Genomic DNA, 25,475 nt, shown 5'->3' with positions numbered 1-25,475 from the left:
CCGGATGCGGCGCGGTTCTCAGCGGCCGGTGCCGAAGGTGCGCTCGAAGGCGTGGAACGCGGCCTCTTGGCGCCACTGCACGGCCGCCTTCGGGCTGGCGTCCAGCAGGCGGCGGCAGGCCCGGCCGGGCTCCGATCCACCGGCGCGCTCACCTCGGCAGGCCGGGACCGGACGGTAGCCGTCGCGGGTCGGGTTGCCGCTCCACAGGCTCTGGCCCGGCAGGAACGCGTACTCCAGGGACGCCCGGGCCAGGTCCTTCAGCTCCGGGTAGCCGAGGCCGTACGTCTCGGCCGCGTACCGGTACTCGTGGCTGATGTCGATACGGCTGACCCCGGGGTCGTCGGTGGCCAGGACCACCGGGACGCCGTAGGCCCGGTACGTCTCGAAGGGGTGGTCGGCGCCGCGTACCCCCAGGATCTGGGCGTTGCTGGTGAACGGCACCTCGACCGCGATCTCCCGGTCGGCCATGGTGGCCGCCGTGCGCTGCCAGCCGTCCTCGTGCCGCAGGTCGACCCCGTGCCCGATCCGCTCGGCGCGGGCCACGTCCACCGCCTCGGCGATGTGGAACTTCAGGTCCTCCGGCTTCACCAGCCCGGGCCACAACTCGCCCGCGTGCAGCGTGACATGGGCCTTCGGGTAGACCCCGCGCAGGTAGGCGAGCATGCGCATCTGCAGGCGGTAGTCGCGCAGCGAGCTGTCCCAGTCCTCCGGCTGGACCAGGTTGACCGCGACGAACCGGCCGTCCCGCTCGGCCAGCCGCATGCCGAGCGCCATCTGCGTGAAGACCCGCTCCTTCGGGCCGCCGCGCGACACCTGGGAGATCCACCGGGTGGTCAGGCCGCAGACCGGCTGCGGCCGGTCCGTGTCGCAGCCGGCCGTGGCACGGAACTCGGCGTCCGCGCCGTCGGCCTCCCGGCGGGCCTCGGCGACGACCTTGTCCAGCTTGCCGCCGGCCACCAGCTTGCGGTGCAGCGCGGCCAGGTCGTCGTCCCAGCCGACCTCGGCGGCCAGCTTCTTGGCGCCCTCCGAGCCGGGGGTCGTCATGGTCTCCAGGTAGAACTGGTTCTGTGCGACGGCGTCGTTGCCGACCCGGGCGAGCAGCTTGCCCGGGTGCCGCCAGGTCACCTCGCCGAACTTGCCGAAGGTGGCGAAGAAGTGGTCGTGGCCGTTGCCGCCCGCCGGGAAGTCCTGCATCGACCACTCCCGCACGATCCGGTCGTGGAAGGCGCGGTCGGTGCGCGCGTCGGCGGCCGGCCGGGTGCCCGCGCCGCACGGCGGCGCCACGGCCGTCCACGTCGTGGTGTCGACGCACAACTCGTCCTCGGCGGCGAGTTCGATCAGGTACTCGGTGGGGGCGGCGCCGGAGAGGTGGTTGTGCAGCTCGCCGCCCTTGGGCAGGCGGCGGAAGAAGTCCCGCAGCAGCGCGGGGTCGTTGCGGACCGAGTCCAGGTAGGCGGCCGTACCGCGCTCCAGGGCGGTCAGCGGGCGGGGCGCGGGAGCCGGCCGCTGCGCCCCGCGCGCGGGCGGTCCCGCGTGGGCGGGCAGGGCGGACAGCGTCGACAGGAGGGTCAGCGCGCCGAGACCCGCGAGGGCCGTACGGCGTGCGCGACGGAGGTTTCCATTGGTCACGCTCCGCATGATCACGAAGACGCCGCCCGAACCGCCCGGCTTCGGGCGGCGTGTACGGGACGTTCACCCGGGTGAGTGATCTGAGGGGCCTCCGCCTCCGGGCGGTTCGGGACCCAAGGGGTGTCCGTGAGCGCGTCCGCGCCGGCGGCGGGCGAGCCATGTGCGCCCGCGGGGGGCGTGGCCGTGCCCCGCCCTGGGCAGGCTTGTGAGCCGACGGACCGACCCCGCGCCGAGGAGCTGCCCGTGCCGACCACCCCGCCCCCGCCGCGCGCCACCGCCCGCGGAGCCGCCCGATGACCGCCGTGCCCGCCGGCTCCGGCCTGCTCGCCGAGGCACAGGCCCTGCTGCCCGGGATCACCGCCGTACGCCGCAGCCTCCACCGCGCCCCGGAGCTGGGCCTGCACCTGCCCCGCACCCAGCGCACCGTGCTCGACGCCCTGGACGGCCTGGGGCTGACCGTCACGACGGGGGAGCGGCTCAGCTCCGTCACCGCCGTCCTGGACGGCGCCCGCCCCGGCCCCACCGTGCTGCTGCGCGGGGACATGGACGCCCTGCCCCAACAGGAGGACACCGGCCTGGAGTTCGCCTCCGAGGTGCCCGGCACCATGCACGCCTGCGGCCACGACCTGCACACCGCGATGCTCGTCGGAGCGGCCCGGCTGCTCGCCGCCCGCCGCGCGGACCTCGCGGGCCGGGTGGTGTTCATGTTCCAGCCCGCGGAGGAGACCGACGGCGGGGCCCGGTACATGATCGACGAGGGGGTGCTGGAGGCCGCGGACGGCACCGGCGTCACGGCCGCGTTCGCGCTGCACGTCGCCACCCGCTACGACGCCGGCACCCTCCAGGTGCGGCCCGGCCCGCTGCTCGCCGCCTCCGACCTCCTCCGGCTGACCGTCCGGGGCCGCTCCGGACACGCCTCCGCCCCGCAGCTGGCACTCGATCCGGTGCCGGTGGCCTGCGAGATCGTGCAGGCGATCCAGACCATGGTCACCCGCACGGTGTCCGTCTTCGACCCGGCCGTGGTCACCATCGCCTCCGTGCACGCCGGGACCACCGCCAACATCATCCCGGAGACCGCCGAGATCCAGGGGACCGTCCGCACCTTCACACCCGCCACCCGGCACACGGTCCGCGAGAACATCGCCCGGGTCGCCCGCCATGTCGCCGCCGCCCATGGCGCCGAGGCGGACGTGGACCTCGTCGAGGGCTATCCGGCCACCGTCAACGACCCGGCCGTCACCCGCGCCGTCCGCGACACCGCCGCCGGTCTGCTCGGCCCCGACCGCGTCCAGGAGCTGCCCGACCCGGTCATGGCCGCCGAGGACTTCTCCTACGTCCTGCAGCGCGTCCCCGGCGCCATGGCCTTCCTCGGCGCCCGCCCGCCGGGCACCCCCGCCGAGGGCGCCCCCGACTGCCACTCCAGCCGGGTCGTCTTCCACGAGCCCGTCATGGCCACCGGCGCCGCCCTGCACGCGGCGGTCGCCCTGCGCCTCCTGGCCGACTCGCCCCACGCCTCTGACTAGGTGTTTTACAGTGGTTTCACCAGTTCCGGCGACTTAGGACCCGTGAGGTAACCGCGAACCATGCCGACCGAAACGTTTGAGTTCCAGGTTGAGGCGCGTCAGCTCCTCCAGCTGATGATCCACTCGGTCTACTCGAACAAGGACGTCTTCCTTCGGGAACTCGTCTCCAACGCCTCCGACGCCCTGGACAAGCTGCGTCTGGAGGCCCTGCGCGACGACACTCTCGACGCCGACGTGTCCGACCTGCACATCGAGATCGACACCGACGGCGACGCCCGCACCCTCACCGTGCGGGACAACGGCATCGGCATGTCGTACGACGAGGTCGGGCAGCTCATCGGCACCATCGCCAACTCCGGCACCGCCCGCTTCCTGAAGGAGCTGAAGGAGACCAAGGACGCGGCCGGCGACGCCGAGGGGCTCATCGGCCAGTTCGGCGTGGGCTTCTACTCCGCCTTCATGGTCGCGGACGAGGTCACCCTCCTCACCCGCCGGGCCGGCGAGAAGCAGGGCACCCGCTGGACCTCCCGCGGCGAGGGCACGTACACCCTTCAGACCGTCGACGACGCCCCGCAGGGCACCTCCGTCACCCTGCACCTGAAGCCCGCCGACCCCGAGAACCAGCTCCACGACTACACCTCGGAGTGGACGCTCCGGGACATCGTCAAGCGGTACTCGGACTTCATCACCTGGCCCATCCGGTACGTCCGCAAGGCCGCCGACGGCGACGACACGCCCGAGCCCGAGACGCTCAACTCGATGAAGGCCCTCTGGGCACGCCCGCGTGACGAGGTGTCCGACGAGGAGTACCACGAGCTGTACAAGCACATCAGCCATGACTGGCGCGACCCGCTGGAGACGATCCGCCTCCAGGCCGAGGGCACCTTCGAGTACCAGGCGCTGCTGTTCCTGCCCTCCCACGCCCCGCACGACCTGTTCACCCAGGGCCACAAGCGCGGCGTGCAGCTGTACGTCAAGCGCGTCTTCATCATGGACGACTGCGAGGAACTCCTCCCGCCCTACCTGCGCTTCGTCAAGGGCGTCGTCGACGCGGCGGACCTGTCCCTGAACGTCTCGCGCGAGATCCTCCAGCAGGACCGGCACATCCGGATGATCCAGCGCCGGCTGACCAAGAAGGTCCTGTCCACCGTCAAGGACCTGATGAACAAGGACACCGAGCGCTACGCCGGGTTCTGGCGGGAGTTCGGCCCCGTCCTGAAGGAGGGCCTGGTCACCGACGCCGACAACCGCGACGCGATCCTCGCCGTGTCCTCCTTCGCCTCCACCCACAGCGCCGAGGAGCCGACCACCCTCAAGGCCTACCTGGAGCGGATGAAGGACGGCCAGGAGGACATCTACTACCTCACCGGCGAGTCCCGCCAGGCCATCGAGAACTCCCCGCACATGGAGGCCTTCCGCGCCAAGGGCATCGAGGTGCTGCTGCTCACCGACCCCGTCGACGAGGTGTGGGTCGACGCCGTCGGCACGTACGAGGGCAGGAAGCTGCGCTCCGTCGCCAAGGGCGAGATCGACCTCGACGGCAAGGACGAGGAAGCCGCGGACACCGGGCGGAACGAGGAGTACGCCGGTCTGCTCGACTGGATGAAGGAGCGGCTGGCGGAGGACATCAAGGAGGTGCGCCTGTCGAACCGGCTCACCGTCTCCCCGGCCTGCCTGGTCTCCGACGCCCATGACCTGACCCCGGCCCTGGAGAACATGTACCGGGCGATGGGCCAGGAGGTGCCCCGCACCAAGCGGATCCTCGAACTGAACGCGGACCACCCGCTGGTGAAGGGCCTCAACCAGGCCTGGCGCGACGACAAGGACCGCGAGGCGCTCGCCGAGACCGCCGAACTCCTGCACGCCCTCGCGGTGCTCGCCGAGGGCGGCCAGCCCAAGGAACCCGCCCGGTTCGTGAAGCTGGTCGCGGATCGCCTGGAGCGCACCCTGTAACAGGTGTGTACCCGGTGCGCCCGCCCTCCCGCGGGCGCACCGATGCCCCACCAGGCCTGATATCGGCGCCGACGGCCCGCGGGCGGTCATCGGCCCGGACCTACGTCTTGACAGCGTGCGTACTGTTTCGCGACGTTTGATCCTCATCGAGCAGTGCGGGACGCGCGCAACGCGTCATGGGGGGAGCGGTCGCCGATGCACATCACCGTCCACAGAGCCGACGAGCTGACCGATGCCCAGCGCAAGAGCTGGCATGCGGCCATGGACGAGTCGCCCGAGTTCGCCAACCCCTTCCTCGCCCCGGAGTTCGCCCAGGGAGTCGCCCGGCACCGCGCCGGGGTACGGGTCGCCGTGCTGCACGAGGGCGGGGAACCGGTCGGCTTCTTCCCGTACGAACGCACCTCCTTCGGCGTGGGCCGCGCCCTCGGCCTCGGCCTGTCCGACTGCCAGGCGCTCGTGCACCGCCCCGGCGTCGTCTGGGACACCCGCCGGCTGCTGAGCGCCTGCGGGCTCGCCAGCTTTGAGTTCGACCACCTCGTCGAGCAGCAGAAGCCGTTCGGCCCCCATGTCACGGGCCTGTTCCCCTCACCCGTGATCGACCTGGAACACGGCGACGACGGCTACCCGGAGTGGCTGCGCGCCACCTACCCGGGCCTGGCCAAGACCACCTTGAAGAAGGAGCGCCGCATCGGCCGCGACATCGGCGAGACGCGGTTCGTCTTCGACGAGCGCGACCCGCGCGCGCTGCGCCAGCTGATGCGGTGGAAGTCCGCCCAGTACCGCAGGACCGGCCGCATGGACCGCTTCTCCCGGCCCTGGATCGTCGACCTGGTCACCGACCTGTTCGAGCTGCGCGAGGAGCACTTCACCGGCGTGCTGTCCGTGCTCTACGCCGGCGACCGGCCGGTGGCCGCGCACTTCGGACCGCGCTCGCGCACCGTCCTGGCGGCCTGGTTCACCGCCTACGACCCCGACGTCCACCGCTACTCGCCCGGGCTGATGATGCACCTCAGGATGGCCGAGACCGGCCGCCGGCAGGGGATCGCGCTGCTGGACCTGGGACGCGGCGACAAGGAGTACAAGGACTGGCTGAAGACCCGCGAACTGCGGGTGGCCGAGGGGTTCGCCACCCGGCCGCACCCCGTCGCGGCCGCCCACCGGCTGGTACGGCGGCCCGTGCGCGGCCTGCGCAACACGGTCCTGGCCCACCCGCGTCTGCGCGAGCCCGCCGACCGCCTGCTGAAGACGATCGGCGCCCTGCGCACCTCCCGCGCCCGCTGAGGCCCTGCCCGCGGGCGGACAGGACGCGGCCCGGCGCGCGCACCCCGCGGGGCACGCGCGCCGGGCCCGTGGGCCGTCGTACGACGGCGTGCCGGTCAGGGCTTGCCGGTCCATGTGTGGGCCACGTCCACCACGACGTGCCCGTCCACCCGCAGCACGCGGAACGGCAGCCGCGCCCGGACCCCGAGGCCGATCTGGGTGTCGCCCTCGAAGCTGCCGGCGAACCGCGTGTCCCGGAACGCGCGGTACCCGGTCAGGTCGACGCCCGGCAGCGGGCGCCCGGGCCGGCCCGGGTAGACCGCGGCGCCGGTGGCGGGGTCGTACGCGGGCGCGGTCACCCGCACCTCGATGACGGCGCCGCCGGCGACGGGCAGGACCCGGCCCGAACCGTCCTGGTACAGGCGGTCGACGTAGCGGACCGAGTAGCCGAGACGGCCGGCGGTCGCACCCGGGACGTCGATCACCATGCGGTCGTAGCAGGTGTGGCGGCCGGTCCTGATGTTCGTCACGGGGTGCGACGTGGCGGCGGACCGGGTCTTGGGAAGGCTGCCCCAGCCGGTGGGGCAGACAGTGGTCTGTGCGGTGGCGGCCGGGGCGGCGTCGGCCGGGACCGCCGCCACTCCGATCGTCGTACCGAGGAGGGTGAGAGCGGCCCAGATGCGTGTGCTTCGTACCATGACGTCCCCCGACGTGGTGTTGTGCCTGATATCAGGGGAGACAAGCCGGATGGCCCCATGGTTGCACTGTGACCGCCGTCACTTTTTCGACGGGTGGCCGGGGTCAGGCGCGGGCGTCGGGATGGGGGCCCATCATGTCGTCGAGCGAGGCGGTGTCGTCCCGCTCCCGCACCCGTAGATGGCGGCGCCGGTGGTGGACGGCACCCGTCTTCATCAGGGCCAGGCCCAGGCAGAAGATCAGCGCCAGGGCGAGACCCGCGCAGAACAGGCCCAGCCCGTTCAGGGTGGCGATGTCGTGGTCCAGGACGGACACGGTGTACCGGGGGCCACCGGAGAGGTTGCCGGCGATCACCAGCACGGTGAAGGCGGCCGTGCCCGCGAGGAGAAGCAGTCCGAGCAGCAGCATGTGAGTCATCTCCCCACGAAGTCGTGCCCCCCACGGGTACCCCCTGCCGCCACCCGCTACCGCACTACCCTGGAGACGTGGCTCGGTCCAACGACGAGGTCGCCGCCCTGTTCCAGGAGTACGCGGACCTGATCTCGATCACCGGCGGAGACGCGTACAGGGCACGTGTCTACGAGAAGGCCGCCCGCTCGGTCGGCGGCTACCACGCCGACGTGTCCACCCTCGACGCCAAGGGACTCCAGGAGATCCCCAACGTCGGCAGGTCCATCGCGGAGAAGATCACCGAGTACGTCCGCACCGGCGGCGTCTCCGCCGTCGAGGAGCTGCGCGCCCGCATCCCCGCCGGCGTCCGGCGGCTGACCGCGATCCCCACCCTCGGCCCGAAGAAGGCCAGCGTGCTCTACGAGGAGCTGGGCATCGCCTCCGTCGAGGAACTCGCTGACGCCATCCACGCCGAGCGGCTGCGCGACCTGAAGGGCTTCGGCCCGAAGACGGAGGAGAACATCCTCCACGGCATCGCGCTCCTGCGCTCCGCCGGCGACCGCGTCCTCCTCGACGCCGCGCTCGACCTCGCCGAGGACGTCGTCGCCCGGCTGTCGGCCGTGCCCGGCTGCCGCCGCTGCGCGTACGCCGGCTCGCTGCGCCGCGTCCGCGAGACCATCGGCGACCTCGACGTGCTCGCCGCCGCCGACGACTCCGCGCCACTGATGCGGGCCTTCACCGAACTGCCGTACGTCACCGAGGTCATCGCCCACGGCACCACCAAGACGTCGGTGCGCACCACCAAGGGCCTCGCCGTCGACCTGCGCGTCGTCCCGCCCGACTCCTGGGGCGCGGCCCTGGTCTACTTCACCGGCTCCAAGGCGCACAACATCCGCATCCGGGAACGGGCCGTCCACCACAAGCTCAAGCTGTCCGAGTACGGCCTGTTCGACACCGAGACCGGCGAGAAGATCGTCTCCGCGACCGAGGAGGAGGTGTACGACCGGCTCGGCCTGCCCTGGATACCGCCCACCCTGCGCGAGGACCGCGGCGAGATCGAGGCCGGCCTGAAGGGCGAGCTGCCCGAGCTGGTCACCGAGGCCGACCTGCGCGGCGACCTGCACACCCACACCGACCTCACCGACGGGCTCGCCCCGCTGGAGGAGATGGTCGCCGCCGCGGCCGACCGCGGCTACAGCTACTACGCCGTCACCGACCACGGCCCCGACCTGTACATGCAGCGCATGACCGACGAGCGGATGCTCGCCCAGCGCGAGCGCGTCCGCGCGCTGGACGGCCGCTTCGGCAGACGGCGCGGCGGCATGCGGCTGCTGCACGGCGCCGAACTGAACATCGGCCCCGAAGGGGACGTGGACTGGCCGGGGGAGTTCCTCGCCGGGTTCGACCTGTGCGTGGCGTCGATCCACTCCCACTTCCGCCAGGACCGCGACACCCTCACCCGCCGTCTGGTGCGCGCCTGCGAGAACCCCTACGTCGACATCATCGGCCACCCCACCACCCGCCTGATCGGCAAGCGGCCCGGCATCGACGCCGACCTCGACGCGGTGTTCGCCGCCTGCGCCCGCACCGGCACGGTCCTGGAGATCAACGCCCACCCCGACCGGCTCGACCTGCGCGACGAGGACATCCTGCGCGCCCGCCGCCACGGCGTGAAGTTCGCCGTGAACAGCGACGCCCACGCCACGCTTCATCTGGCGCACATGCGCTACGGCATCGGCACCGCCCAGCGCGGCTGGCTCACCGCCGACGACGTCGTCAACACCTGGCCCCTGTCCCGCCTGCGCCGCTTCCTGGCCCAGGGCCGCCCCGGACGGCGCGCCGCCTAGAGGACCGGTGCCCGCGGGCCGTCGGGGGTGCGCTGGCGGCGGTCGACCACGTTCTGGGCGATCGCCGCGACCTCCTGCTGCGGCAGCTGCCGGTAGCCGTGCTCGGTGACCAGCGCGACCAGCGGGAACAGCCGGCGGGTCAGGTCCGGGCCGCCGGTCGCGGAGTCGTCGTCGGCGGCGTCGTACAGCGCCTGCACGGCCGCCGTGACGACCTCCTCCTCGGCCATGTCCGCCCGGTACAGCTTCTTCAGCGCGCCGCGCGCGTACACCGACCCCGAGCCGGTCGCCGTGAACCCGGTCTCCTCGGTACGGCCGCCCGTGACGTCGTAGGAGAAGATGCGGCCCGTGCCGCGGTCCACGTCGTACCCCGCGAAGACCGGCACCACGGCCAGGCCCTGCATCGCCATGCCGAGGTTGCCGCGGACCATCGTGGTGAGCCGGTTGGCCTTGCCGTCCAGGGACAGCGCGGTGCCCTCGATCTTCTCGTAGTGCTCCAGCTCCAGCTGGAACAGCCGCACCAGCTCCACCGCCACGCCGACGGTGCCGGCGATGGCCACCGCCGAGTACTCGTCGGCCGGGAAGACCTTCTCGTACTCGCGGTGCGCGATCACATTGCCCATGGTGATCCGCCGGTCGCCCGCCACCAGCACCCCGTCCGCGTACGTCGCCGCGACGATGGTCGTGCCGTGCGGCGCCTCGAAACCCGCGTGCGGCGTGGGCAGACGGCGGTTGCCCGGCAGCAGCTCGGGGGCCTGCGCCGCCAGGAAGTCCAGGAAGGACGAGGTCTCGGGGGCCATGAACGCGGGCGGCAGACCATTGCCGGGCTGAGTGCTCATGCACGTTCCTTCCTGGTCGTCGGACGGACACGGGGCCACCAAGACCGGGGCCCGTCCCCGTTCGCCGACCCTACCCGCCGGGCACCGCCCGCATGCCCCGGCGCGGGGGGCCCGGCGGGTCGGTACGGACGGCGGCCTTAGGCTGGGAGGCGCACTCGGACCGGGCTCCGCCAGGGTGTCCGAGCCACCCGCGAAGGAGGACGATGCACCCCGGTCCCACGGCACCCGCCGCGCCCCTCACGGCGCTGCTGGAGGACTTCTCCCTGGAGATGACCGCCAAGGACGTGCCCGCGCTGGAGCGAGCCCGCGAGACACTTCCCGCCGGCACCCGCGTCAACATCACCTACCTCGGCAACGAGGACCTGGCGATGCGGCTGGCGGCGGCCCGCGCGGTGAAGGCCCACGGTTTCGTGCCCGTCCCGCATCTCTCCGCCCGCCGCCTCGGCTCGCGGGCCGCGCTGGAGGAGTTCCTGGACGGGCTGCGCGCCGACGGCACCGGCGATCACGTCTTCGTCGTCGGCGGAGACCCCGCCGCCCCGCAGGGCCCCTACGACGACGCCCTCGCCGTCCTCCGCACCGGGCTGCTCCAGCGGTACGGGGTGCGCCGGGTCGGCATACCCGGCTACCCGGAGGGCCATCCCGCCATCGCCGACGGGGTGTTGTGGTCCGCGCTGCGGGACAAGAGCGCCGTGCTCGGCCGGCACGGCCTGACCGGCGACGTCATCACCCAGTTCGGCTTCGACGCCGGGCCCGTGCTCGACTGGGTCGAGCGGGCCCGCGCGCACGGCGTCGAGGCGCCCGTCCGCGTCGGTGTGCCCGGCCCGGCCGGGGTGCGCCGCCTGCTCGCGTACGCGGGCCGCTTCGGCGTCGGCACCAGCGCCTCGATCGCCCGCAAGTACGGGCTCTCCCTCACCAATCTGATGGGCACCGCGGGCCCCGACCGCTTTCTGCACGCCTTCGCCCAGGGCTACGACCCGCGCCGCCACGGCGACGTGAAGGTGCACTTCTACACGTTCGGCGGGCTCGCGGCGACGTCGGAGTGGGTGGCCCGGTTCCGCGCGGACGGCGTCTCCGCCCGGTAGGAGCGGCCCAGTTCGGGGCCGAGGCCGAAGTAGTGGCGGAAGTTGTAGACCAGCGGGCTCCAGGCGGCGGGGTCGACGTGGTCGGTGCCGGGGACCACGATCGCCGGATCTGCGTGCACCTTGCGCACCACCGCCTCGACGATCACGAACGTCCCCGAGGCGTCAGGCCGCACCAGCTCGGCACACGCCTCCAGTTGCAGCGGACAGGAGGCGACCCGCGGGGGCCGTACGGTGTCGGACGGCTCCGGCCGCAGACCGGCGGCGGCGAACTTGTCCGGTGCGAAGCGGCAGCCGGGCGGCTTGCTCGCGGGCACCGGACTGCGCCCGGTGAGCGGCGCCAGCCGCTCCACCGCGCGCCACTGGCCGGGTGACGGCAGGCTGACCACCACCTCGGGACGCCGGGCGAGGTTGTACGCGGTCTGCCCGTCCCGGCCGAGACCCAGCACGACCGTCCGGCCGAGCGCCCACGCGGAGGAGATCGGCGCCAGGTTGGCCGAGCCGTCGTCGTTCTCCGTGGTGAGCAGCACCACGGGGGTGCCGAAGTACAGGATGCTCGGCTCGATGGCGATGTGCGCGGCCGGGGCCGCCGCGGGCGTCGTCGCTTTTGCGGTCGTCATGGCACCGAGCCTAGGAACCGGTCGTTTCGGCGGACGCCGAACCATCGGCGTGGGCGGGTCAGGGGCGCAGCGCGAAGCAGCGGTAGCCGTCCAGGTCCTCCTGGTCGACGCGGGACCAGTCGGCGGTCAGCAACTCCGTCTCCGCCGGGCCGAGTTCCCAGTCGCGCCGCTCGCCGCGGGCCGGGTCGTGGACCGGCGTGCCGACCCAGAACAGGCCGCCCGGGGCGAGGAGGGCGCGCACCCGGGCCAGGAAGGCGGGCTTGTCCGGGATCCAGCGGAAGAGCAGCCGGCACGTGATCAGCGCGTAGGCCGGGTGGGGGAACGCCGTGACCTCGTCGCCGGTGACGTCCATGCGCCGGACGTCCAGCCCGGGGTGGCGGCGGCGCGCGGCCGCCAGGGCCGTCGGCGCCCAGTCGACCGCCGTGACCGCGTACCCGAGGTCCAGCAGGTGTGCGGCCAGGTCGCCCTCGCCGCAGCCCAGGTCCAGCGCGGACCGACCCGCCCCCGGCCCGGCCTGCCGTCGCAGGACGTCCGCCTCCCGTTCGTCGAAGGGGCGGTAGCGGCGTCCGGCCCGCCAGTGGGCGTCCCAGTACTCCGCCGCGGTGGGAGGGGTCGTCTCCGTCATCGTCGCCTCCGCCTGCCTCCGGACCTCGCCCGCGCACGCCGTGCGCACGGCACTGCTACGGCGACCCTACGGCCGGCCGGCCCAGCACGGCGGCCAGGACGGCCGCGAAGACCGCGTCGGCGTCCTCGGCCCGTGCCGGTCCGCCCGCCGCCCGCCAGGCGACGTACCCGTCCGGCCGGACCAGCAGCGCCCCTCGGGCGCCGAGGCCGTGCGGGGCGGACAGGTCGGTGTCCAGGTGGTAGACCTCCACCGGCACGCCGAGGGCCTTCGCGGCCCGCTCGGCCGCGGTCGCCCAGGTGTCGCCGTCCGGCCCGACCAGGACCACGGGGCCCCTGCCGTACAGGTCGAGGGTGGAGACCGGCTCGGCGCCGTCCTGGCTGACGGTCACGTGCGGGGCCCGGGTGCCGGGGACCCCGCCCAGGGCGCGCGGGTCGAGCGGGTCCGGTGCGGGCAGCCGGCCGGGCGGGTCCGGCCCCGGCGGGGGGCTCGTGCCGGGCACGGCGGAGGAGCGGTACACCCCGCCGTACAGCAGCCGGTCCATGTCCGTGAGCCGGGCGTCGCTCTCGTGGCCGGGCAGCCGCCAGCGGGCGCGGGCGCGCAGGTGGGCCTCGCGGGCGTTGCGCTCGGCCACGGGCCGGCGTTCCGCGTCGTAGGTGTCGAGCAGGGCCGGGTCCGCGCCGCCGTGCAGGACGGCCGCGAGTTTCCAGGCGAGGTTGTGGGCGTCCTCGACGCCGGTGTGGCCGCCGAGACTGCCCGTGGGCGGCATCAGGTGGGCCGCGTCACCGGCGAGGAGGACGCGGCCGTCGGTGAAGCGTTCGGCGACGCGGGCGCCGACCGGGAACGCCATGACCGGCGGCAGGCCCGGGCCCTGCGGGAGCAGCCGGGCCCGCAGATCCGGCAGGCCTGTCGCCACGCGCAGCCGGTCCAGCAGGTCCTCTTCCGCGACGGGGGCGTCCGGAGGCAGGGCGGTGGCGAAGAACCAGCGCTGGCCGGAGGCGTCCAGCGGGCCCAGTGTGGTGCCGGGCGCGGGCCGGTCCAGATAGGCCATGCCGACGGGACGGCCGCGCAGCGCCGGGTCGAGGTCGGCCTCCACGTGGGTGGTGGCCATGCGGAACAGCGTGCCGGGGCCGTGGACGGCGATGCCCAGGCGGCGCCGTACGGCACCCGAGGCGCCGTCGGCGGCGACCAGCCAGCGCGCCCGGACCGTCTCCGCCGTGCCGTCGGGCCGGTGCAGCAGGACGGTCACGCCGTCCTCGTCCGGCACCAGGCCGCTCGCCTCGGTGCCGAAGCACAGCTCGCAGTCCCGCTCCCGCAACCGCTCGACCAGCAGCCCCTCCAGCTCGTGCTGGCCGATGGGCACGAACGCGCAGGGGGAGAGCTCCGCCTCGGTACTGTCGCCGCCCGTGTCGCCCAGCAGTTCGTGCTCGTCGGCGAGGGTGGGCGCGTGCACCGACGGCAGGTGTCCCGCGGACACCCCCGGCGGGCACACGGCGAGGATGTCCGGCTCCAGGCCCGCCTGCCGGTACAGCTCCATCGTGCGCGGCAGCAGCCCGCGCAGCCGTGGATGGGCGAGCACGGTCGGACGCCGTTCCACCACCGTGACCGGCACGCCGTGCGCCGTCAGGAACAGCGCGGCGGACAGTCCGGTGAGGGAACCGCCGACGATGAGGACGGGGACCTGGCGCATTCACCGCTCCTTGAACCGCTTTTCGGCGGGGATGTACCGGTGCCGGGCCGTGCCCCGGTCGGGGCACGGTCCGGCACCGGTGGTGCGTCAGTGCTTCTGCATGTACCACGGCGGCCACAGGCGCTGGTCGCGCGAGGGAGCCGCGGCCTTCGGCGGGGTCACGTTCTCCGCCTTGGCCAGCCTCTTCTTCAGCTGCTCGGTCATGGTTCACCCCCTTCCGACGGGCAGGAGGGACCCGCGGCCGGGCCGGCCGCAGGAGCTCGGGAGGTGCCGCGGGTGTCAGGCGGTGGTGAGGATGCCCCGCGCCACCAGGTCGGCCAGGCAGTCGCGGGCCTGGTCCAGCGCCGTCTCGCGCGGCACCTGGCCGGCGACCGCCTCGGCGTACTCGGCGGCGATGCGCTCGCCGCTGCTGCCGTCGCTCAGCTCGAACAGGTACCAGCCGGCCAGGTTCAGCCAGTGCACCTTCGGCCGCTCCGGCGTGAACACCATCAGGCAGCCGGCGGCCTCGACGGGCCGCAGCCGCAGATCCGGCGCCTTGGAGTAGCGGACCTGCGAAGGCCGCACGTCGGACTCAGACACGCACGCCCTCCTCCACCCGGTCCACGGTCTCCAGCAGCCAGGTCACGAACTCCCGGCCGAAGTCGGTGAGTTCGTCACCGCCGCGGGACAGGATCTGCTCGCCGAGATAGCGGGCGCGGTCACCGCCGAAGCGGTACAGCGACGGCGGGTCCTCCGCCTCCGGCGCACCGAAGCGGTCCAGCAGCTCCGGGGTGAGCCGGGTGCGCAGCGCCTGCCGGAACGGCACCAGATGGGCGTACACGTGGAAGGCGCCGAGCGCCCGGTCCAGGGCCCACTCGTTGGGCGCGACCATCGACGACCACTTCAGCCACGGCACCTTGACCTTGGGCCCGTCGGCGAGGCGTTCGGGCGCGGTGAAGATGCTCGCCGAGCGCTGGATGTCGAACAGCTTCAGGTGCAGCCCCTCGTGCAGCGCGGTCTCGGCGAACCGCCAGGGCCGCAGCATGCGGTTGGGGGAGAAGAACACCACGCCCGGGATCCGGCCCACATTGCCCGCCAGGAACGTTTCTCCCTCGGTGCGGACGTCGACGACGCCCACGCCGACGTAGTGGGCGCCCACGCTCGCCGCCAGCTCGGGCAGCAGCGCGCCGAGCGCCGCGAAACCGGCGTCCAGCCGGCCGGCGTACTCCGGGCCGGGATGCAGCAGATCGCCGGGGACACCGCGCAGGAAGTCCCGCTCGAAGGTGTTCAGGAAGGTGCGGGCGAGCGGGTCGGTGCTGTCCTGCCCTGTGCCGCACAGCCAGGCGGCCCGGCCCGGGGCGACCTCGACGGTACGGCCCGCGGAGAGGCCGGCGCCGGACGGCGCGGCGTCGGGGCCGTGGGCCGCGAGGGCGTCGCCGACCAGCCGCAGCATGGTCGTCACCTCGCTCCAGGCGGCCTCGTCGACGAAGCCCTGCTCCAGGCGGGAGACCGCCTCGTCGAGGGTGACCCGCACCAGCGGGTCCTCGGCCACGGCCGCCGGGATCTGCCCGTCGGCATCGCGGATGCCGTTCGCGAGCCGGTCCACCTCGGCCGACCGCTCGCAGAGCAGGTCGAGGGCGAACCGGTAGAACTCCACCGCCTTGAGGGTGATCAGTGTCGCGTCACTGAACTCCGGGTGGGAAGCAAGCGCACGTTCAACGGAGACGAGGTCGTCGTCAGGGACGGACACGGAACCTCCTCGTGAAAGGCTCGGCCGACGAGTGCCGATCCAAAGCCACGACCGAACGGTCCGTCAAGGGGGCGGTACGGAAGGTCACTTCGGGGCGGGGGTGGATTCCGGCCACAGACAAAAGCGGCGGAGCAGGCGGGATCAGCCGAGGGCCAGGTCCAGGTTGAACGCCGCGCTGATCAGCGCCAGATGCGTGAACGCCTGCGGGAAGTTGCCCTGCTGCTCACCGGTGTGGGAGATCTCCTCGGCGTACAGGCCCAGGTGGTTGGCGTACGTCAGCATCTTCTCGAAGGCCAGGCGCGCCTCGTCGATCCGGCCGGCCCGCACCAGCGCCTCCACGTACCAGAACGAGCAGATGGAGAAGGTGCCCTCGTCGCCGCGCAGGCCGTCCGGGCTGGCCTGCGGGTCGTAGCGGTAGACCAGCGAGTCCGAGACCAGCTCCCGGGTGAGCGCGTCCAGCGTGGACAGCCACTTCGGGTCGGTCGGCGCGATGAACTTGGCCAGCGGCATCATCAGCACCGCCGCGTCCAGCACGTCGCCGTCCTCGTGCTGGACGAACGCCTGCCGCTCCACCGACCAGCCGCGGTCCATGATCCGCCGGTAGATCGCGTCCCGGTTCTCCCGCCAGCGGGGCAGATCGGCCGGCAGGCCGCGCCGGTGCGCGATACGGATGGCGCGTTCGATCGCCACCCAGCACATCAGCCGCGAGTACAGGAAGTTCTTCCGCCCGCCCCGCGTCTCCCAGATCCCCTCGTCGGGCTGGTCCCAGTGCGCGCACACCCAGTCGACCAGGGCGCACACATCGTCCCACTGGCCGCTGGAGATCGGCTCGGCCCACTTGTCGTACAGGTAGATGGAGTCGAGCAGCGCGCCGTAGATGTCCAGTTGCAGCTGGTCGGCCGCGGCGTTGCCGACCCGCACCGGGGAGGACCCGAAATGGCCCTCCAGATGGCCGAGTTCGCGCTCCGTCAGATCGGTCCGGCCGTCGATGCCGTACATGATCTGCAGGGGTCCCGAGTGGCGGCCGTCGCCGGGGCTGACGTGCCGGGTGACGAACTCCATGAACGCCTTCGCCTCGCCGGTGAACCCCAGCCGCAGCAGGGCGTACACACAGAACGCGGCGTCGCGCACCCACACGTACCGGTAGTCCCAGTTGCGTTCCCCGCCGAGCTGTTCGGGCAGGCTGGTCGTCGGCGCCGCCACGATCGCGCCCGTCGGCGCGTAGGTGAGCAGCTTCAGGGTGAGCGCGGAGCGGTGCACCATCTCCCGCCAGCGGCCCCGGTAGCGGGACTGCGCCAGCCACCGCCGCCAGTACGCCACCGTCGCCGCGAACTGCTCCTGCGCCTCCCGGGACGCGCACCGCCGCGGTGCCACCCCGTCGCCGACCTCGTCCAGCGCGAACACCGCCGATTCGCCCTCGGCCAGCTTGAACCCGGCCCGGGCGTCCGGCCCGTCGGCCTCCAGCGGGACGGTCGCGGTGAGCGCGAGGGACAGCCCCTCGGTCGCGAACACCGCGGTGTCGCCGGCCGTCCGCAGGGTATGGGGGCGCATGCCGTAGTCGAACCGCGGGGCGATCCGCGCCCGGAACGCCACCGTGCCGCGCACGCACACCACCCGGCGGATCAGCCGGTGCCGCTCGGCCTCCGGGCCCTCGTCGGCGACCGGCATGAAGTCCTGCACCTCGCCGACGCCCTCCTCGGTGAAGAAGCGGGTGATCAGGACGTTGGTGTCGGGGAAGTAGAACTGCTTGGTGCGGGCGGGGCCGTCCGCCGCCAGCTCGAAGCAGCCGCCGCGCTCGGCGTCCAGGATCGCGGCGAAGACGCTCGGCGCGTCGAAGGAGGGGCAGCAGTACCAGTCGATCGTGCCGTCCGTGCCCACCAGGGCCACCGTGCGCAGATCCCCGATCAGCCCGTGCTCGGCCACGCGCAGATACCGCCGTACCCGCCCTGTCGCGTCGCCCGCGGTCCCGTCGTCCGCTGTTCCGGCCATGGCAGCCTCCCGAAGCGCTCTTCCCAGCTTAGGGAGAGAGCCGCAAGGCGGCGCAGGGAAGGCTCACACCGTGACGACCGTGATGCCCGCCTCCTCGAAGCGGCGGACCTCCTCCGGGGCCGCCGCCGTGTCCGTCACCAGCGTGCCGACCGCGTCCGTCGCGCAGATACGGGCGAAGGCGCGCCGGCCCAGCTTGCTGGAGTCGGCGGCGACGATCACCCGCTCGGCGCGCTCGCACAGCAGCCGGTTGATCGCCGCCTCCGCCTCGTCGTGCGCGGCGGCCCCGTGCACCGCGTCGAAGGAGACGACACCGAGGACGGCCACGTCCAGCGTGATCTGCCCGAGCACCCCGTCCGCGAGCGGCCCGATCAGCTCGTACGACTGGGCCCGCGCCACCCCGCCGGTCACCACGATCTTGAACTGGGGCCGGACCGCCAGCTCGTTGGCGATGTTGAGGGCATTGGTGACCACGGTCAGCGCGGGCGAGCCGGAAGCGAGGTCACCGCGCACCGCGAGCGCCCGCGCCACCTCGGTGGTGGTCGTGCCGCCGGTCAGCCCCACCGCCTCGCCCGGCGCGATCAGCTCGGCGACCGCCTTGGCGATGCGCTGCTTCTCGGGCGCGCGCCGGGCCGTCTTGTACCGCAGCGGCAGCTCGTACGACACCCCGTGCACCACCGCGCCGCCCCGCGTGCGCACCAGCATCTGCTGCTCGGCGAGCTGGTCGAAGTCGCGGCGGATGGTCGCGGCCGACACCGCCAGCTCGGCGGCGGCCTCCTCGACGTCCAGCCGGCCCCGCTCGACGAGCAGTTCCAGCAGCGCCTTCCAGCGGGCGTCGCGCGACATCCGCACCTCCGTTCCCCGGCCGCTCCCCGGCCCACGCGTGATCTGCGGCGACACTAGCGCACCGCCATTTCGGCCGGATGCTTGAAGATGATCGAAAGGTCGCTATATCTTGCACGAACAATCATCCCGTTCCGGGGAGGGCCCGCATGACCCATGTCGAGGACGAGCTGAACAGCCAGCCCGAGTGCTGGACCCGCGCCGCGGCCCAGGCGGCGGACCACGGTGGCGTGCTGCCCGCGGCGGGGGAGCGGGTCGCGGTGGTCGGCTGCGGCACCTCCTACTTCATGGCCCAGGCCGTCGCCGGGCTGCGCGAGGCCGCCGGGCAGGGCGAGACCGACGCCTTCGCCGCCTCCGAGTTCCCGCACGGCCGCCGCTACGACCGGGTGGTCGCCCTGACCCGCTCCGGCACCACCACCGAGGTGCTGGAACTCCTCGCCGGGCTGCGCGGCCGTACCCGCACCACCGCGCTCACCGCCGACCCGGACACCCCCGTCATGGCCGCCGCCGACGACGTCGTCGTCCTGGAGTACGCCGACGAACGCTCCGTCGTGCAGACCCGGTTCGCCACCAGCGCGCTCACCCTGCTCCGCGCCCACCTCGGCCTGCACCCCGACGCGGCCGTCACCGACGCCCGCACCGCGCTCACCGAGGACCTCCCCCAGGGCCTCGTCGAGTGCCGCCAGTTCACCTTCCTCGGCCGCGGCTGGACCGTCGGCCTGGCCAACGAGGCCGCGCTGAAGATGCGCGAGGCGTCCCTGTCGTGGACCGAGGCCTACCCGGCGATGGAGTACCGGCACGGCCCCATCAGCATCACCACCGACTCCACCGCCACCTGGATGTTCGGCGAGGCACCCGACGGCCTGCCCGAACAGGTCCGGCAGACCGGCGGACTGTGGATCGCCGGCCGTCTCGACCCGCTCGCCGAACTCGTGCGCGCCCAGCGCCTCGCCGTCGCCGTCGCCGCGGCCCGGGGCCTGGACCCGGACCGGCCCCGCCACCTCACCCGCTCGGTGATCCTCGCCTCCTGACGCCCCGGAAAGGACCGGCCGTGTCCCTCGTCACCACCGGCGAACTCCTCACCCGGGCCGCCGCCACCCGCACCGCGCTCGCCGCGTTCAACATCATCACCCTCGAACACGTCGAGGCCGTCGTCGCCGGCGCCGAGGCCGCCGGCGCCCCCGTCGTCCTCCAGGTCAGCGAGAACGCCGTCAAGTTCCGCTACGGCCGTCTCCTGCCGCTCGCCCGCGCCGCCGTCGCCGCCGCCGAACGCGCCGCCGTCCCCGTCGCCCTCCACCTCGACCACATTCAGAGCGACGCCCTGCTGCGCCAGGCACCCGACGCCGGCTTCAGCTCGGTGATGTACGACGCCTCCGCCCTGCCCTACGCCGAGAACCTCGCCGCGACCCGCGCCGCCGCCGACTGGGCCCACGCCCAGGGCCTGTGGATCGAGGCCGAGCTGGGCCAGGTCGGCGGCAAGGACGGCAGACCCGCGCTCGACGCCCACGCGCCGGGCGCCCGCACCGACCCCGCCGAGGCCCGCGCCTTCGTCGCCGACTCCGGCGTCGACGCCCTGGCCGTCGCCATCGGCAGCGTCCACGCGATGACCACCCGCACCGCCGCCCTCGACCACGACCTGCTCAAACGCCTCGCCGCCGCCCTGGACGTCCCCCTCGTCCTGCACGGCTCCTCCGGCGTGCCGGACGACGAGCTGCGGGCGGCCGTCACCGGCGGCATCACCAAGGTCAACGTCGGCACCGCGCTGAACATCGCCATGACCGGCGCCATCCGCGGCTTCCTCGCCGCCCACCCGGAGGCCGTCGACTCCCGCACCTACCTCAGCGTCGGCCGTGAGGCGATGGCACGCATGGTCGAGCAGCTCATCACCGTGCTCGCCGGGACGGCGCCCGCGCTGCGGTGAACACCGGCGCGGGCCGCCGGTGACCACGGGCACAGGGGGCCCGCGGTGGGCCGGCCGGCAGCCCGCCTCAGCGCTCCTTGACCGCCTTCAGCACCACGAACTTCGGATCGCTCGCCACGAGCCGGCTGTTGCCGAACAGCCGCCGCAGCGTCACGTGGTAGCCGAGGTGCCGGTTGCCGATCACCCACAGCTCACCGCCCGGCCGCAGCGCCCGCCGCGCCCCGCTGAACATCCGCCGGGCGGTGGCGTCCGTCGTCGCCTGATGGGAGTGGAATGGCGGGTTGTTGAGGACGATGTCCACACTCCCGGCCGGCACCCCGGTCAGCCCGTCGCCCACCCGGAACTCGGCGTGCCCGGGCACCCCGTTCGCCTTGTACGTCGCCTCCGCCGAGGCCACCGCCTGGAACGACTCGTCGACGAACAGCACCTCGGCCTCCGGGTTCGCCACCGCCACCGCGGTGCCGACGACGCCGTTGCCGCAGCCGAGGTCCACGATCCGCTGCGGGCCGCTCGTCCGCGGCAGGTGCTGGAGGAAGAAGCGGGTGCCGATGTCCAGCCGGTCGGCGCAGAAGACGCCCGCGTGGTTGACGACCGTGCGGCCGGAGACCGGGCCGATGCCGTCCGGGAGCTGGTAGACGTACGGCCACGGGTTCGGCCCGGGCCTCGGCGCCGGGTCGGGAGTGCAGAAGATCAGGCGGGCCTTCTGCCGGGCCAGCGACGTCCGCGTCGGCCCGAGGACCCGCTCGAACAGCTGGAGCGTCGAGGTGTGGATCTCCTTGACCATGCCGGTGCCGACGACGACCGTGCCCTCGTGCACCGCGGGCGCCAGCCGCAGCAGCTGGTCCTCCAGCAGAGCCAGGCTCTTGGGCACCCGCACCAGCAGCACGTCGATCCGCTGCGGCGGCGGGTCCTGCGTGGTCAGCAGCCGGACCGTGCCGGGCGCGATCCCGGCCCGCGCCAGGTTGGCCCGGGTCGCCTCCTGCGCGAGGAAGGAGTCGGTGATCTGCGTCGGCGCGTGCGCCGCGAGCGCGGTGGCCAGCGCGCCCCAGCGGTCCCCGACGACCACGACCGTGCCGGTCAGCGGGACCTCCCGCTCGGCGAGATGCGCGAGCAGGTAGGCGTCGGAGGCGTCCCAGGCGCGCAGCCTGTCGCGCGGGTCCTCGGGGAAGCGGGTCAGCGCGAACTCGCCCCACGGCGTCGTCATACGGTCGTCCATCGCGACAAGGCTAGCGGAGCCGCAGCTCAGGGCGGGTGCGGGAGCATGGGGCGGGGCCCAAGGGGCGAGGGACGCGGAAGCCGGGCGCAGGGACGCGGGAGCATGGAGCCATGGAAGCCGAGCTGTTCCCCCGCGAGCGCACCGTGATCGCTCCCGGCGCGGTGCACATGCCGGACTGGCTCGATCCCGACGCCCAGCGCCGTCTCCTGGACTCCTGCCGGCAGTGGGCGCGCCCGCCGGCCGGCCTGCGCACCGTGCGCACCCCCGGCGGCGGGACGATGACCGCCCGCCAGGTGTGTCTCGGCTGGCACTGGTACCCGTACGGCTACGCCCGTACGGTCGTCGACGGCGACGGCGCGCCCGTGAAGCCGTTCCCCGCCTGGCTGGGTGAGCTGGGCCGCCGCGCGGTGGCCGACACGCTGGGCCCCGAGGAGGCGGAGGGCGCCGCTTACGACATCGCGCTCGTCAACTTCTACGACGGCGACGCCCGGATGGGCCTGCACCGCGACGCCGACGAACGCTCCACCGCCCCCGTCGTCTCCCTCAGCCTCGGCGACAGCTGCGTCTTCCGCTTCGGCAACCCGGAGACCCGCACCCGCCCCTGGACGGACGTGGAGCTGCGCAGCGGCGACCTGTTCGTCTTCGGCGGCCCCTCCCGGCTCGCCCACCACGGCGTGCCGCGCGTCCACCCCGGCACGGCACCGCCCGGGCTCGGTCTGCGGGGCCGGCTGAACCTCACCTTGAGGGTGAGCGGCTTCCCCGCCGCCACCGGATGAGCGGATCATGGGAGACTCCCCCTCATGAGCGGCAAGGCGGACCCCCGGCCGACGGGGGAAGGGACCACCCCCAGGGCGCGGTTGGACCGGGGGCGCGGCGCGCTCGGTCCCGCGCTGGAGCTCGTGCACACCGGGCGGGCCCCGACCCGCGCGGTCCTCACCGCCGAACTCGGCGTCACCCGCGCCACGGCCGGGGCGGTCGCCGCGGAACTGGAGGCCCTCGGGCTGATCCGGGTCGACGCCCGCCCCAGCGCCCCGTCCGGCTCCCAGGGCCGCCCCTCGCACCGGCTGAGCGTCGCCGAGGACGGCCCGGTGGCGCTCGCCGCCCAGGTCCACTCCGACGGCTTCCGCGCCGCGCTGGTCGGCCTCGGCGGCCGGATCGTCGCGACCGCGCCGGGCTGTGAGACGGTCGAGGAGGACCCCGCCAAGGTCCTCGGCTCGGTCGTGGAGGCCGGCGCGCAACTGCTGCGCGAGACCGGGCGGCGCTGTGTGGGCGCCGGGCTCGCCGTGCCGTCGGCGGTCGCCGAGCCGGAGGGCCTCGCCCTCAACCCCCTGCACCTGGCCTGGCCGGTGGGTGCGCCGGTGCGGGAGATCTTCGCGGACTGCGTGCGCGAGGCCGGCCTGACCGGGCCCGCCTTCGCCGCCAACGACGTCAACCTGGCCGCGCTCGCCGAGCACCGGCACGGCGCCGGGCGCGGCGCCCGCGACCTGCTGTGCGTGGCCACCGGGCACCGCGGCGTCGGCGGCGCGCTGGTGCTGGACGGGCGGCTGCACACCGGCAGCGCCGGGCTCGCCCTGGAGGTCGGCCACCTCACCGTCAACCCCGAGGGCCGCCCCTGCCACTGCGGCAGCCGCGGCTGCCTGGACGTCGAGGCCGACCCGCTGGCCCTGCTCACCACGGCGGGCCGCGACCCCGGCCCCGAGGTGTCGCTGCTCCAGCAGGCGAAGGACCTCATCCGCGACGAGTACGACGACCCGGCGGTCCGCGCGGCCGTCGAGACCCTCATCGACCGGCTCGGCCTGGGCCTGGCCGGCCTGGTCAACATCCTCAATCCCGACCGGATCATCCTCGGTGGCCTGCACCGCACCCTGCTGGACGCCGACCCCGAGCGGCTGCGCGCGGTCGTCGCCGACCGCAGCCTGTGGGGCCGCAGCGGCGGCGTGCCCATCCTCGCCTGCTCCCTCGACCACAACAGCCTGGTCGGCGCGGCGGAGCTGGCGTGGCAGCCGGTGCTGGACGATCCGCTGGGAGCGCTCGGCGCACGCTAGGCGAGACCCCGGGACTTCTACAGCGAGGCCCCGCCGTCGATCACCAGGTCCGTGCCCACCAGGGACGCCGCCGCGTCGGACGCCAGATAGAGCACCGCGTCCGCCACCTCCTGCGTGGAGGACACCCGCCCCAGCGGGGACTGCTCCTTCATCCGGGCGTCGCGCTCGGCCTCGGTCTCGCCGGACCGCAGGGACATGGCGGTGTCGGAGGGGCCGGGGCTGACCGCGTTGATGCGCACGCCGTCGGCGATGTACTCCAGGGCGGCCCCGCGGGTGAGGGCGGCGACGGCCGCCTTGCTCGCGCCGTAGGCCACCGTGCCCGGCGCCTGCCGGTGCCGGCCGAGGACCGAGGCGACGTTCACGATCGCCCCGCCGCCGGACTGGGCGCGCATCTGCCGGACCTCGGCCCGCAGGGCGAGGAAGGCGCCGGTGACGTTGACGTCGAGGAGGGCACGCCAGTCGGCCTCGGCGAGTTCGTCGAGGGGTCCACCGCCGTGGAAGACGCCCGCGTTGTTCACGGCGACGTCGAGCGAGCAGAACCGCTCGACGACCGCGCCCACCAGAGCCTCCGCCTCCGCGGCCCGGCTGATGTCGGCGACCTCGGCGACGGCCGTGCCGCCGGCCCGCTCGACGAGCGCCACGGTCTCCTCCAGCGGCGCGCGGGACCGGCCGGCCACGACGACCCGGGCGCCCTCGGCGGCGAAGGCGAGCGCGACGGCCCGGCCGATACCGGAACCGGCGCCGGTGACGAGGGCGGTGCGGCCGGAGAAGCGGTTGCCGGACATGGGGTTCCTCTCCCGGAGGGGGACGTGCCCCCACCACTTTCCAGAACGATCGGTCAAATATAGAGTCGGTAAAAAGGGCGCCGATGACGGCGCCCGGTTTCCGCGTCAGTCCAGCAGGACGAGGGCCTGCTCCGCCGCGTCGCGCACCAGGGCCGGGTCGCTCGACGCCTTGCCGACGACCCGCAGGCCCTGCAGGAGCACCAGCAGCATGCGGGCGAGCGCCCGCGCGTCGCGCTCCTCCGGCAACTCGCCCTGCGCCTGGGCGCGCAGCAGCGCCGAGTGCAGCAGCGTCTCCAGGTGCGTCCAGCTCAGCTCCACCCGGCGGGCGGCGGCGCTGTCGTGCGGGGCCAGTTCCGCGGCGGTGTTGGTGACGAGGCAGCCCCGGGCGCGGCAGGCCTCGTCGGCGGCCTCGTCAGCGAACCGGCGCACCACCGCCCGTACCGCGGGCAACGCCGGCCCCGGCTCGGACAACTCGCGCGCCAGCGGCCCGCAGCGCAGCTCGCCGTACCGGTCCAGCGCCTTGAGGTACAGGTCGCGCTTGTTGCCGTAGGTGGCGTAGATGCTCGCGCGTCCGATGCCCAGGCGCTCGACGAGGTCGGCCATCGACGTCGCCTCGTACCCCCGCTCCCAGAACAGCTCCAGGGCCGACTGCAGGACGGCGTCGGGGTCGAATTCCTTGGTGCGGGCCATGCGGCGACGGTAGTGTTTTCCGGAACGATCAGTCAAGTATCTTCGGGTGCGGCAGTACGAGTCAGGTACGGAACAGGTACGGGGCGTACGCGTCGCCACGCATCGACACGAGTCG

The 25,475-nt window shown here is 73.7% G+C and carries 24 protein-coding genes; 9 read left to right on the top strand and 15 right to left on the bottom strand.

Annotated features, from left to right (window positions below):
- Nucleotides 1-18 precede the first annotated feature (18 nt).
- Complete coding sequence (locus tag IE308_RS12945) at nt 19-1,638, bottom strand: adenosine deaminase family protein (protein ID WP_190217999.1); 1,620 nt, start codon at nt 1,636-1,638, stop codon at nt 19-21.
- A gap of 284 nt (nt 1,639-1,922) precedes the next feature.
- Here IE308_RS12945 and IE308_RS12940 point away from each other — a divergent pair, with 284 nt between their 5' ends.
- The 3 genes from IE308_RS12940 to IE308_RS12930 all read left to right on the top strand — a co-directional run bounded on the left by IE308_RS12940 (nt 1,923) and on the right by IE308_RS12930 (nt 6,386).
- Entirely contained in the window at nt 1,923-3,152 is a 1,230-nt protein-coding gene (locus IE308_RS12940; RefSeq protein ID WP_190217998.1) for a M20 metallopeptidase family protein, read from the top strand.
- 60 nt (nt 3,153-3,212) lie between these two features.
- Nucleotides 3,213-5,105, top strand: coding sequence for a molecular chaperone HtpG (gene htpG, locus IE308_RS12935; RefSeq protein WP_190217997.1), 1,893 nt, complete (start codon nt 3,213-3,215; stop codon nt 5,103-5,105).
- A gap of 195 nt (nt 5,106-5,300) precedes the next feature.
- Nucleotides 5,301-6,386, top strand: a complete 1,086-nt coding sequence (locus IE308_RS12930; RefSeq protein ID WP_190217996.1) for a GNAT family N-acetyltransferase — start codon at nt 5,301-5,303, stop codon at nt 6,384-6,386.
- Between the two features lie 95 nt (nt 6,387-6,481).
- Here IE308_RS12930 and IE308_RS12925 read toward each other — a convergent pair whose 3' ends face one another.
- Both IE308_RS12925 and IE308_RS12920 read right to left on the bottom strand, forming a co-directional pair.
- The gene (locus tag IE308_RS12925; RefSeq protein ID WP_190217995.1) at nt 6,482-7,063 is read right to left on the bottom strand and encodes an AMIN-like domain-containing (lipo)protein; all 582 of its coding nucleotides are present in this window, start codon (nt 7,061-7,063) and stop codon (nt 6,482-6,484) included.
- 103 nt (nt 7,064-7,166) lie between these two features.
- Nucleotides 7,167-7,478, bottom strand: a complete 312-nt coding sequence (locus IE308_RS12920; RefSeq protein ID WP_229908851.1) for a hypothetical protein — start codon at nt 7,476-7,478, stop codon at nt 7,167-7,169.
- Nucleotides 7,479-7,546: 68 nt separating this feature from the next.
- Between IE308_RS12920 and polX the strand changes: the two genes are divergently transcribed.
- Entirely contained in the window at nt 7,547-9,298 is a 1,752-nt protein-coding gene (gene polX, locus IE308_RS12915) for a DNA polymerase/3'-5' exonuclease PolX (protein ID WP_190217994.1), read from the top strand.
- On the opposite strand, the gene prcB is transcribed toward polX, so the two are convergent.
- Entirely contained in the window at nt 9,295-10,134 is an 840-nt protein-coding gene (prcB, locus tag IE308_RS12910; RefSeq protein WP_190217993.1) for a proteasome subunit beta, read from the bottom strand. The genes polX and prcB overlap by 4 nt on opposite strands.
- Nucleotides 10,135-10,337: 203 nt before the next feature.
- Here prcB and IE308_RS12905 point away from each other — a divergent pair, with 203 nt between their 5' ends.
- Nucleotides 10,338-11,216 carry a methylenetetrahydrofolate reductase gene (locus IE308_RS12905; RefSeq protein WP_190217992.1) on the top strand — a complete coding sequence of 293 codons (879 nt, stop codon included), beginning with the start codon at nt 10,338-10,340 and terminating at the stop codon, nt 11,214-11,216.
- Here the strand turns inward: IE308_RS12905 and IE308_RS12900 are convergent.
- The 8 genes from IE308_RS12900 to IE308_RS12870 form a co-directional block, all read right to left on the bottom strand.
- Nucleotides 11,141-11,833 (bottom strand): flavin reductase family protein, encoded by a 693-nt coding sequence (locus tag IE308_RS12900; protein WP_190217991.1) that lies wholly within the window; start codon nt 11,831-11,833, stop codon nt 11,141-11,143. The genes IE308_RS12905 and IE308_RS12900 overlap by 76 nt on opposite strands.
- Nucleotides 11,834-11,891: 58 nt before the next feature.
- Nucleotides 11,892-12,458, bottom strand: a complete 567-nt coding sequence (locus IE308_RS12895) for a class I SAM-dependent methyltransferase (protein ID WP_190217990.1) — start codon at nt 12,456-12,458, stop codon at nt 11,892-11,894.
- Between the two features lie 55 nt (nt 12,459-12,513).
- Nucleotides 12,514-14,145: an FAD-dependent monooxygenase gene (locus tag IE308_RS12890; RefSeq protein ID WP_190217989.1), complete on the bottom strand. Its 1,632-nt coding sequence runs from the start codon at nt 14,143-14,145 to the stop codon at nt 12,514-12,516.
- An 87-nt stretch (nt 14,146-14,232) separates the two neighbouring features.
- A complete protein-coding gene (locus tag IE308_RS37600) occupies nt 14,233-14,349 on the bottom strand; it encodes an LWPPW motif RiPP peptide (RefSeq protein WP_494518356.1) in 117 nt (38 codons plus the stop codon).
- Between the two features lie 75 nt (nt 14,350-14,424).
- Nucleotides 14,425-14,724 (bottom strand): PqqD family protein, encoded by a 300-nt coding sequence (locus IE308_RS12885; protein WP_110626509.1) that lies wholly within the window; start codon nt 14,722-14,724, stop codon nt 14,425-14,427.
- Nucleotides 14,717-15,874, bottom strand: a complete 1,158-nt coding sequence (locus IE308_RS12880; protein WP_190217988.1) for an aKG-HExxH-type peptide beta-hydroxylase — start codon at nt 15,872-15,874, stop codon at nt 14,717-14,719. Before IE308_RS12880 ends, IE308_RS12885 begins: the two co-directional genes overlap by 8 nt.
- Before the next feature lie 141 nt (nt 15,875-16,015).
- Nucleotides 16,016-17,863, bottom strand: a complete 1,848-nt coding sequence (locus tag IE308_RS12875; protein WP_190217987.1) for a glycoside hydrolase family 15 protein — start codon at nt 17,861-17,863, stop codon at nt 16,016-16,018.
- A gap of 63 nt (nt 17,864-17,926) precedes the next feature.
- Nucleotides 17,927-18,706, bottom strand: a complete 780-nt coding sequence (locus IE308_RS12870) for a DeoR/GlpR family DNA-binding transcription regulator (protein WP_190217986.1) — start codon at nt 18,704-18,706, stop codon at nt 17,927-17,929.
- A 146-nt stretch (nt 18,707-18,852) separates the two neighbouring features.
- On the opposite strand from IE308_RS12870, the gene IE308_RS12865 reads away from it, so the two are divergent.
- Entirely contained in the window at nt 18,853-19,734 is an 882-nt protein-coding gene (locus tag IE308_RS12865; RefSeq protein ID WP_190217985.1) for an SIS domain-containing protein, read from the top strand.
- A 20-nt stretch (nt 19,735-19,754) separates the two neighbouring features.
- Nucleotides 19,755-20,624 carry a class II fructose-bisphosphate aldolase gene (locus IE308_RS12860; RefSeq protein ID WP_190217984.1) on the top strand — a complete coding sequence of 290 codons (870 nt, stop codon included), beginning with the start codon at nt 19,755-19,757 and terminating at the stop codon, nt 20,622-20,624.
- A 67-nt stretch (nt 20,625-20,691) separates the two neighbouring features.
- On the opposite strand, the gene IE308_RS12855 is transcribed toward IE308_RS12860, so the two are convergent.
- Nucleotides 20,692-21,828, bottom strand: coding sequence for a methyltransferase (locus tag IE308_RS12855; protein WP_190218304.1), 1,137 nt, complete (start codon nt 21,826-21,828; stop codon nt 20,692-20,694).
- Nucleotides 21,829-21,950: 122 nt separating this feature from the next.
- On the opposite strand from IE308_RS12855, the gene IE308_RS12850 reads away from it, so the two are divergent.
- Nucleotides 21,951-22,616 carry an alpha-ketoglutarate-dependent dioxygenase AlkB family protein gene (locus tag IE308_RS12850; RefSeq protein WP_190217983.1) on the top strand — a complete coding sequence of 222 codons (666 nt, stop codon included), beginning with the start codon at nt 21,951-21,953 and terminating at the stop codon, nt 22,614-22,616.
- Nucleotides 22,617-22,640: 24 nt separating this feature from the next.
- Nucleotides 22,641-23,885, top strand: a complete 1,245-nt coding sequence (locus tag IE308_RS12845) for an ROK family protein (protein WP_110626501.1) — start codon at nt 22,641-22,643, stop codon at nt 23,883-23,885.
- A gap of 17 nt (nt 23,886-23,902) precedes the next feature.
- Here the strand turns inward: IE308_RS12845 and IE308_RS12840 are convergent, their stop codons facing one another.
- A complete protein-coding gene (locus IE308_RS12840) occupies nt 23,903-24,670 on the bottom strand; it encodes an SDR family NAD(P)-dependent oxidoreductase (protein WP_190217982.1) in 768 nt (255 codons plus the stop codon).
- Between the two features lie 105 nt (nt 24,671-24,775).
- Nucleotides 24,776-25,360, bottom strand: a complete 585-nt coding sequence (locus tag IE308_RS12835) for a TetR/AcrR family transcriptional regulator (protein ID WP_190217981.1) — start codon at nt 25,358-25,360, stop codon at nt 24,776-24,778.
- Nucleotides 25,361-25,475: the final 115 nt, after the last annotated feature.

Source organism: Streptomyces griseosporeus (assembly GCF_014656055.1).
GTDB classification, from domain to species: Bacteria; Actinomycetota; Actinomycetes; order Streptomycetales; family Streptomycetaceae; genus Streptomyces; species Streptomyces griseosporeus.
The sequence above is the reverse complement of the archived record's forward strand: the minus strand, read 5'-3'. Positions and strand labels throughout refer to the sequence as shown.